Origin of the sequence: Actinophytocola sp., from assembly GCF_050699915.1 — a bacterium.
Taxonomy (GTDB): domain Bacteria; phylum Actinomycetota; class Actinomycetes; order Mycobacteriales; family Pseudonocardiaceae; genus Actinophytocola.
Genome location: NZ_JBOHGA010000252.1, coordinates 1 through 8,192, shown reverse-complemented (window position 1 = coordinate 8,192; position 8,192 = coordinate 1). Strand labels below are relative to the sequence as shown.

The following is an 8,192-nucleotide window of genomic DNA, read 5'->3' as shown; positions in this document are numbered from 1 at the left end:
GCTTCGAGCTGGCCCGCGTGCTCGCCCGGCGCCGGCGGCCGGGCGACCGGGCGGAGGCCACCGCGCTCGCCGCGTCGGCCGGTGCGGAAGCCACCCGGCTCGGCATGGCTCCGCTGCGTAGCCGGTGCGAGGCGCTGGCCGCGTCGCTGTCCGGGACGGCGCCCGGCCCACTCACCAAGCGCGAACGGGAGATCGCCGTGCTCGTGTCGCAGGGCCTGACGAGCCGGCAGATCGCGGCGGCCGCGCACATCTCGGAGCGGACCGCGGAGAACCACGTGCAGCACATCCTCGACAAGCTCGGGTTCGCCAACCGCGCACAGATCGCCGCGTGGGTGGTCGCGAGCCGGCCGGAGATGAGTACCTCGGCTGAGTAGTCGTCACGACGCGGCGCGGACCGTCCCAAGGCGACGCTTCGGGCATGACCACCGCGACCGAACGCCGCACCCTCACCGCCCTGCGCGCCGCCTGGCTCTACGACGGCACCGCCGCCACCCTGACTCCCGACCCGGTCGTCGTCCTCGACGGCGCCACCATCGTCTCCGTCGAGTCGAACGGGGACGTGCCCGCCGGCGCGAGGATCGTGGACCTCGCCGGCGCGACACTGCTGCCCGGTCTCGTCGACACCCACGTGCACCTGGCATTCGACTCCAGCGCGGATCCGGTCGCGAGCCTCGCCGGCCGCGACGACGAAGCCGCGCTCGCCGCGATGACCATCGCGGCCCGGCAGGCCGCGTGCGGCGGCGTCACCACCGTGCGCGACCTCGGCGACCGCGGCTACCTCAGCCTCGCGCTGCGGGACGGCGCCGACCCGACGCTGCCCACGATCGTCGCCGCCGGCCCGCCGGTCACCACACCCGGCGGCCACTGCCACTACCTCGGCGGCGCGGTCACCGGTGCCGAGGCCGTGCGTGCCGCGGTCCGCGAGCACGCCGAGCGCGGCGTGGACGTCGTCAAGATCATGGCCAGCGGCGGCCACCTGACTCCCGGCACCCGGCCCGACCTCCCGCAGTTCGGCCTTGACGAGCTGCGCGCCGCGGTCGACGAGGCACACCGGCACAGCCTGCCGGTCACCGCGCACGCCCACGGCACGCCGGCCGTCGCCCAGGCGATCGAGGCCGGTGTCGACGGCCTCGAGCACGTCTCCTTCATGACGCAAGACGGCGTCGACCCGGCTCCCGAGCACCTGGTCCAGGCGATCGTCGACCGCCGGATCACGCTCGGCATGACGCTCGGCATCGCCCCCGTGCCCGACGCCACGATCCCGCCGGGCATGGCCGCGCGACTCCCGGCGCTGGTCGCCAACAGCCGCCGGCTGTACGAGGCCGGCGCGCGGATGAACGCCGGCACCGACGCGGGCATCGGCCCGATCAAGCCGCCGGACGTGCTGCGCTTCGCGATCGCCCAGCTCGGCATGCTCGGCATGTCGCCGGTGCAGGCCCTGCGAGCCAGCACGTCACACGCCGCCGCGGTGTGCGGGCTCGGCCACCGCAAGGGCCGCCTCGAGCCCGGCTACGACGCCGACGTGCTCGCCGTCGACGGCGACCCACTCGCCGATCCCGCCGCGCTGCACCGGATTCTCGCCGTCTACGTCCGCGGCGAGCGCGTCACGGCGGAACCGAGATGACCGCCGCGACCGCCACCGGCACGCGGTTCGCCGGCGCCGCCCGGACGAGGGTCGACCTGCTCACGGTCGTGTTGCTGCCGACGGGCTTCGCCGCCCTGACCGTGGCGCTGTTCGCGAACCGTCAGGGGAGTCGCGCCCATCCAGCGCGGCCCCGGCGAGGCCGATCGCCCGATTGACGCGGGCGGATCCGCGGGCAGAGTTGTTGTGCCGCACCTCCGCCCAACCGGGCCCAGCGTCGGGAGTCGCCGTGACGAACAAGAGTCGCCGGGCACTGGCCGGCCCCGCAGTACTGATCGCCGCCCTGACCGCCGCGATCGCGTTGACCCCGGCGGTCCCCGCCGGGGCCGACCACACCGCCGCGCCGGAGACGGTGTCGGTGCCGGGCACGCACAGCAGCGAGATGGGCTGCCCCGGTGACTGGCAGCCGGACTGCGCGCAGGCCCGGCTCGGCCTCGACGCGGCGGACGGCGTGTGGAAGGGCACGTTCGGGCTGCCGGCCGGCGAGCACCAGTACAAGGCCGCGATCAACGGCACCTGGGACGAGAACTACGGCGCCGGCGGGGTGGCCGGTGGGCCGGACGTCTCCTACACGTCCGACGGCGGACCCGTCTCCTTCTACTACGACGCCACGACCCACTGGGTGACCAGCGACGCGGAGGGTCCGATCGTCACCGCGCCCGGCAGCTTCCAGAGCGAGCTGGGCTGCCCGGGCGACTGGGCGCCGGACTGCATGCGCTCCTGGCTGCAGGACCCGGACGGCGACGGCGTCCTCACCTACTCGACGACCGCCATCCCGGCCGGGCAGCACGAGGTCAAGGTGGCGCACGGGCTGTCATGGGCGGAGAACTACGGCGCCGGCGGCGCGCGGGACGGCGCGAACATCGGCTTCGCGGTGGCGCAGGACGGCGACCCCACGTCGTTCTCCTACGACCTGGCCACGCACGTGCTGACCGTCTCGGCCGGACTCGCCCCGCCGGACCTCAAGGCCGCCCGAGCCCAGTGGCTTCGCCGCGACGTGATCGCGCTCGACCTGCCCGACGACACCACCGGCTGGACCTTCCGCCTGCACCACGCCCCCGAGGGCGGGCTGGTGGCCACACCGGACGGAGTCAGCGGGGACGCGCTGCCGCTGGACCTGGCCGAGCTGCCCGCGGAGCTCCGGGAGAAGTACCCGCATCTGGCCACCTACGAGGCACTCCGCGTCCCCGGCGCGAACCTCGAAGACCTGCTCACCGGGCAGGTAGCGGTCGCCGCCTACGACGACGACGGCAGGCTGGCCGACGCGACCGGCGTGCAGCTCCCCGGCGTGCTCGACGACCTGTACGCCAACGACCAGCGGCTCGGGCCCGTGTGGCGCCACGGCCGGCCGTCGCTGGCGCTGTGGGCGCCCACCGCCAAGCGGGTCGGCCTCGTACTCGACGGTCGCCGGGTCCCGATGACCCGTGACGGCGACGGCGTCTGGCACGCGAGGGGGGAGCGCGGGGCACGGTACGCGTTCGAGGTCACCGTGTACGTACCCGCGCTCGACGAGGTCGTCACCAACGTCGTGACCGACCCGTACTCGCTGGGCCTCACCACCAACGCCGAACGCTCGGTCCTGGTCGACCTCGACGACCGGAGCCTGAAACCCCAAGGCTGGGACAGGCTGCGCAAGCCGCGGCTCGCCCAGCCGGAGGACTCCACGATCTACGAGCTGCACGTGCGCGACTTCTCCGCCTCCGACGTGACCGTGCCGCCGGCCCACCGCGGCACGTACCTGGCGTTCGAGCACCGGAACAGCGCCGGCATGCGTCACCTGCGCGACCTCGCCGACGCGGGCCTCAACTCCGTGCACCTGTTGCCCACCAACGACATCGCCAGCATCGAGGAGCGCCGCTCCGCGCAGCAGACCCCGCCGTGCGACCTCGAGTCGTTCGGCCCGGCCGCCGAGGACCAGCAGGCGTGCCTCGACCCGATCCGCGACACCGACGGCTTCAACTGGGGTTACGACCCGCTGCACTACACCACCCCGGAAGGCTCCTACAGCACCAACCCGGACGGCACGACCCGCACCCGCGAGCTCCGCGAGATGGTGGGCGCGCTCAACGGCGCGGGGCTGCGCGTGGTGATGGACGTGGTCTACAACCACACCCCGGCCGCCGGACAGGACGCGAACTCGGTCCTGGACCGCATCGTGCCCGGCTACTACCACCGGCTGTCCGCCACCGGCGCGGTGGAGACGTCCACCTGCTGCTCGAACACCGCGACCGAGCACCGCATGATGGGCAAGCTGATGGTCGACTCCGTCGTCACCTGGGCGCGGGAGTACAAGGTGGATGGTTTCCGCTTCGACCTGATGGGGCACCACGCCAAGGCCGACATGCTCGCCGTGCGGCGGGCGCTGGACTCGCTGACGCCGCGCGAGGACGGAGTGGACGGCAAGCGCGTCTACGTCTACGGCGAGGGCTGGAACTTCGGCGAGGTGGCCGACGACGCCCGCTTCGTCCAGGCCACCCAGCTGAACATGGCGAACACCGGGATCGGCACGTTCTCCGACCGGCTGCGCGACGCCGTGCGCGGCGGCGGCCCGTTCGACGAGGACCCGAGGATCCAGGGCTACGCGTCGGGGCTGTTCACCGATCCCAACGGCGCGGCGGTGAACGGGACACCCGCCGAGCAGCGCGCGCGGCTGTTGCTCTACCACGACCAGATCAAGGTCGGGCTGGCCGGCAACCTCCGCGACTACCGGTTCGTCAACCGCGACGGTGCCGTCGTGCCCGGTTCGCAGATCGACTACAACGGACAGCCGGCGGGCTACGCGGGCGATCCCAGCGAGACGATCACCTACGTCGACGCGCACGACAACGAGACGCTGTTCGACGTGCTGCAGTACAAGCTGCCGCAGGCCACCTCGATGGCCGACCGGGTGCGGATGAACACGGTCGCGCTGGCCACCACGGCCCTGGCGCAGGGGCCGGCGTTCTGGCACGCGGGCAACGACCTGCTCCGGTCCAAGTCGCTGGACCGCAACAGCTACAACTCCGGCGACTGGTTCAACCGGGTCGACTGGACCTACCGGGAGTCGACCTGGGGCTCGGGCCTGCCGCCGCGCGGCGACAACGAGTCCAAGTGGGACCACATGCGCCCGCTGCTGTCCGACCCCGCGCTCGAACCGCGCCAGCCGGACATCCGCGGCGCCCACGAGCGGGCGCTGGACCTGCTGGCGATCAGGTTCTCCTCGCCGCTGTTCCGGCTGGGCTCCGCGGACCTGGTGCAGCGCCGGATGAGCTTCCCGACCGGCGGGCCGGACCAGACGCCTGGCGTGATCGTCATGCACCTCGACGACCGGGCCGGCCCGGACCTGGACCCGCGGGCGGAGGGCATCGTGGTGGTGTTCAACGCCTCGGACGAGGCCACGAGCCAGCGGGTGCCCACGCTCGCCGGCAGCCGGTACCGGCTGCATCCGGTGCAGGCCAACGGATCTGACCCGGTGGTGCGCACGTCGACCTACGAGAGCGGCGACGGCACGTTCACCGTGCCACCGCGCACCGTGGCGGTGTTCGTCACCCGCTGAGCCGTCGTTACCCTGTTGAACCCTCGTGGACCGCGGGTGATCGGGGGTCGGGGCGTTGGTCGAGGATGGCGGGCGTACCGCCACGTACCGCGACGTGTTCGCCGTCGCGGAGTTCCGCGTCCTGTTCATCACGCACCTGTTCTCCATCGCCGGGGACCAGCTGGCTCGGGTGGCGCTCGCTGTGCTGGTGTTCGACCGCACCGGGTCGCCGGCCCTGGCGGCGCTGGCCTACGCGCTCACCCTCATCCCGGAGCTGGCCGGCGGTCCGCTGCTGGCGGCCCTCGCCGACCGGTATCCGCGCCGCACGCTGATGGTCGTCTGCGACCTGGCCCGCGCGGGGATCTTGGCGATCATGGCGATTCCCGGCATGCCGCTGTGGGCGGTCTGCGCGCTGGTGTTCGCGGTGCCGCTCATCAGCTCGCCGTACAAGGCAGCCCGCGCGGCGATCGAGCCGACGATCCTGCCCGGCGACCGGTACGAGGTCGCCGTCGGCGTCACCTACACCGCGCTGCAGGCCGGCATCCTCGGCGGGTACGCGGTGGGCGCGCCGCTGGTCGCGTGGTTGGGGCCGCAGTGGGCACTGCTCATCGACGCGGGGACGTTCCTCTTCGCCGCGGCGCTGATCGCGGCGGGGCTGGGCCCACATCCGCCGACCTCGGCGGCGGCGCGGGCGGAGCCGACCATCGCGGCGTTCCGCACGCTGGTGGGCCTGGTGTGGCGGGACCGGCCGCTGCGGGTGCTGATCTCCTACGGCTGCCTGGCCGGCCTCTACACCGTGCCCGCCGGACTCGCCGTGCCCTATGCGGCACAGATCGGCGTCGGCACCGCCGCGGTCGGGCTGCTGCTCGCCGCCCAGCCGGCCGGCGCCGCGGTCGGTTCGGCGTTGATGACCCGGCTGGTGGCGCCTCGCCGGCGGCTGGTCCTGCTCGGCCCGTTGGCCGTGGCCACCAGCGCGGTGCTGCTGCCGTTCGGGCTCGTGCCGGGCCTGGCGATCGCGGTCGTGCTGTGCGCGTTGTCCGGTCTGTTTTCCGGGCACGACGCGGTCGCCGTCGCGACGTTCACCAGGAACGTGCCGGCGGAACGTCGCGGTCAGGCGTACGGGCTGGCCGTGGCCGTCGTGCGCGCGACGCAGGGGTTGGGTGCCGCGCTCGCCGGCGTCGTCGCCCAGTTCAGCTCCCCGTCGCTGGCGATCGCGGTGTTCGCCGTGCTGGGCACGTTGGCCGGGTTCGTCGCGGCGGTCGAATGGAGCCGCGTTCGGCGCTAGCATGCCGCTCGTCAGCGTGTGTCTAACCAGACCTGTTGGTGGTGACCAGATGACCGGTGTGGATGCCGGACCTGCCCGGCGGACCATCCTGGCCAGCGACGACAAAGTCGCGCTCGTGGAATTGTTCGACGGCGAACGAGAGGCCATCGCGGCCCAGAGCGACAACAAGTTCGACTCCGACCCCGACGACCGGCCCACCCCGATCGAGGTGCCCCGCTTCTGGGCCGGCCTCATGCTCCTCGAGACCGGCGAGCTGCTCGGCTCGATGAGCTGGCGGCCGGTGCCCCACCTAGCCGAGCTGGGCGGCATCGGCTGGAACCAGGGCTTCCACCTGCTGCCGAACGCGCGCGGCCGCAACCTGAGCGCCCGCGGTGGCCTGCTGCTGGCCAGGCACCTGTTCGCGATGTCCGAGGTGGACCGGATCCAGGCCGTCACCGACCCGGACAACGTGCCCGCCTGCCGTGGGCTGGAGCGCGCGGGTTTCCATCGCGAGGGACGGGTCCGTGGCATCACGAGGCGCGGCGGCGAGCTCGGCGACCTCGTGATGTACAGCCTGCTGCGCTCCGATCTGGCCAGGTACGAGGGTGAGCGGGAGGTGCTCGGGCAGCGGGACGGCGTCGTCCTCGCGGTGGCGCGGCCGGCCGACGGCCGGGTGGTCGCGGCCGCGTCCGACGGCGCCTTCGCGATCGACCGGGACGACCGGGTGGTGCCGGAGCCGCCGCAGACGCCGTCGCACGGTGTGGTGCTCGACGCGGAGACCGGCCACCTGCTCGGCATGGTCAGCTGGCGTGCGGTGAGCTACGGCGCCACGTTCGGCTGCGCGGCTTGGAACATCGGGATCGAGCTGGTGCCCGAGGCTCGCGGTCGGGGCGTGGGGACCACCGCGCAGCGGATGCTCGTCGAGCACCTGTTCGCGACCACCGGGCTGGACCGGGTGGAGGCCGGTGTGGGCGTGGACAACGTGGCCGAGGAGCGCGCGCTGGAGAAGGCCGGCTTCCAGCGGGACGGCGTGGTCCGCGGTGCCCAGCTGCGCGGCGGCCGGCGGCGGGATGTCGCGCTCTACGGCATCCTGCGCGCCGACCTGAACGCCTGATCAGTCGAGGCAGAACTCGTTGCCCTCGGGGTCGGCCATCATGAGGTGACCGAACTCGAGCGGAGGCGCGGGCTCGTGGCGCCGGAGCTGCGTGCCGCCGTGGGCGATGAGCCGTTCGGCCGCCGCCTCCAGAGCCGCCATCCGCTCCTCGCCCTGGAGCCCGGGCGCGGCGCGCACGTCGAGGTGCAAGCGGTTCTTGACCTGCTTGGCCTCGGGCACCTTCTGGAAGAACAGCCGCGGCCCCTTGCCCTCGGGGTCGACCACGGCCGAGCGGTCGTTGCGGTGCTCGGTCGGCACGCCCAGCGCGTCGAGGGCCTCGTCCCAGGTCGCGAAGCCCGGCGGCGGGCTGTCCAGCTGGTAGCCCAGCACCTCGGCCCAGAAGGCGGCCAGGCGGGCGGGGTCGGCGCAGTCGAAGGTGATCTGAACTTCGGTCATGGTTGCAGTCTGCCGCATATTGCGGACAGGATCGGTCCGTGATCGCTGAGACGATGACCGCGTGACCGTCGAGTCGACGACCGGGCGGGTGCTGCGGCTGCTGGCGCTGCTGCAGCACCGGCCGTCCTGGACCGCCACCGAGCTCGCCGCCGAGCTGGGCGTCACCGACCGTTCGGTGCGCCGCGACGTGGAGCGGCTGCGGGCGCTCGGCTATCCCGTGCAC

At 73.2% G+C, this 8,192-nt stretch carries 8 protein-coding genes; 7 read left to right on the top strand and 1 reads right to left on the bottom strand.

Annotated features, from left to right (window positions below; all coding sequences use genetic code 11):
* The 6 genes from ACRDSK_RS29090 to ACRDSK_RS29065 all read left to right on the top strand — a co-directional run.
* Positions 1 to 374: response regulator transcription factor (locus tag ACRDSK_RS29090; protein WP_431444552.1), on the top strand; the 374-nt coding region annotated here is incomplete at its 5' end.
* A 44-nt stretch (positions 375 to 418) separates the two neighbouring features.
* Entirely contained in the window at positions 419 to 1,624 is a 1,206-nt protein-coding gene (locus ACRDSK_RS29085) for an amidohydrolase family protein (protein WP_431444551.1), read from the top strand.
* On the top strand, positions 1,621 to 1,800 hold the full coding sequence (locus ACRDSK_RS29080; protein ID WP_431444550.1) for a hypothetical protein: 180 nt from the start codon (positions 1,621 to 1,623) through the stop codon (positions 1,798 to 1,800). Before ACRDSK_RS29085 ends, ACRDSK_RS29080 begins: the two co-directional genes overlap by 4 nt.
* 71 nt (positions 1,801 to 1,871) lie before the next feature.
* The gene (pulA, locus tag ACRDSK_RS29075; protein ID WP_431444549.1) at positions 1,872 to 5,177 is read left to right on the top strand and encodes a pullulanase-type alpha-1,6-glucosidase; all 3,306 of its coding nucleotides are present in this window, start codon (positions 1,872 to 1,874) and stop codon (positions 5,175 to 5,177) included.
* 55 nt (positions 5,178 to 5,232) lie between these two features.
* On the top strand, positions 5,233 to 6,441 hold the full coding sequence (locus tag ACRDSK_RS29070; RefSeq protein WP_431444548.1) for an MFS transporter: 1,209 nt from the start codon (positions 5,233 to 5,235) through the stop codon (positions 6,439 to 6,441).
* Between the two features lie 49 nt (positions 6,442 to 6,490).
* Positions 6,491 to 7,534, top strand: a complete 1,044-nt coding sequence (locus ACRDSK_RS29065) for a GNAT family N-acetyltransferase (RefSeq protein ID WP_431444547.1) — start codon at positions 6,491 to 6,493, stop codon at positions 7,532 to 7,534.
* Here ACRDSK_RS29065 and ACRDSK_RS29060 read toward each other — a convergent pair whose 3' ends face one another.
* Positions 7,535 to 7,969 carry a VOC family protein gene (locus ACRDSK_RS29060; protein WP_431444546.1) on the bottom strand — a complete coding sequence of 145 codons (435 nt, stop codon included), beginning with the start codon at positions 7,967 to 7,969 and terminating at the stop codon, positions 7,535 to 7,537. It lies immediately after the preceding gene.
* Between the two features lie 61 nt (positions 7,970 to 8,030).
* Here ACRDSK_RS29060 and ACRDSK_RS29055 point away from each other — a divergent pair.
* Positions 8,031 to 8,192 (top strand): HTH domain-containing protein (locus ACRDSK_RS29055; protein WP_431444553.1); only part of this gene is annotated, 162 nt, incomplete at its 3' end.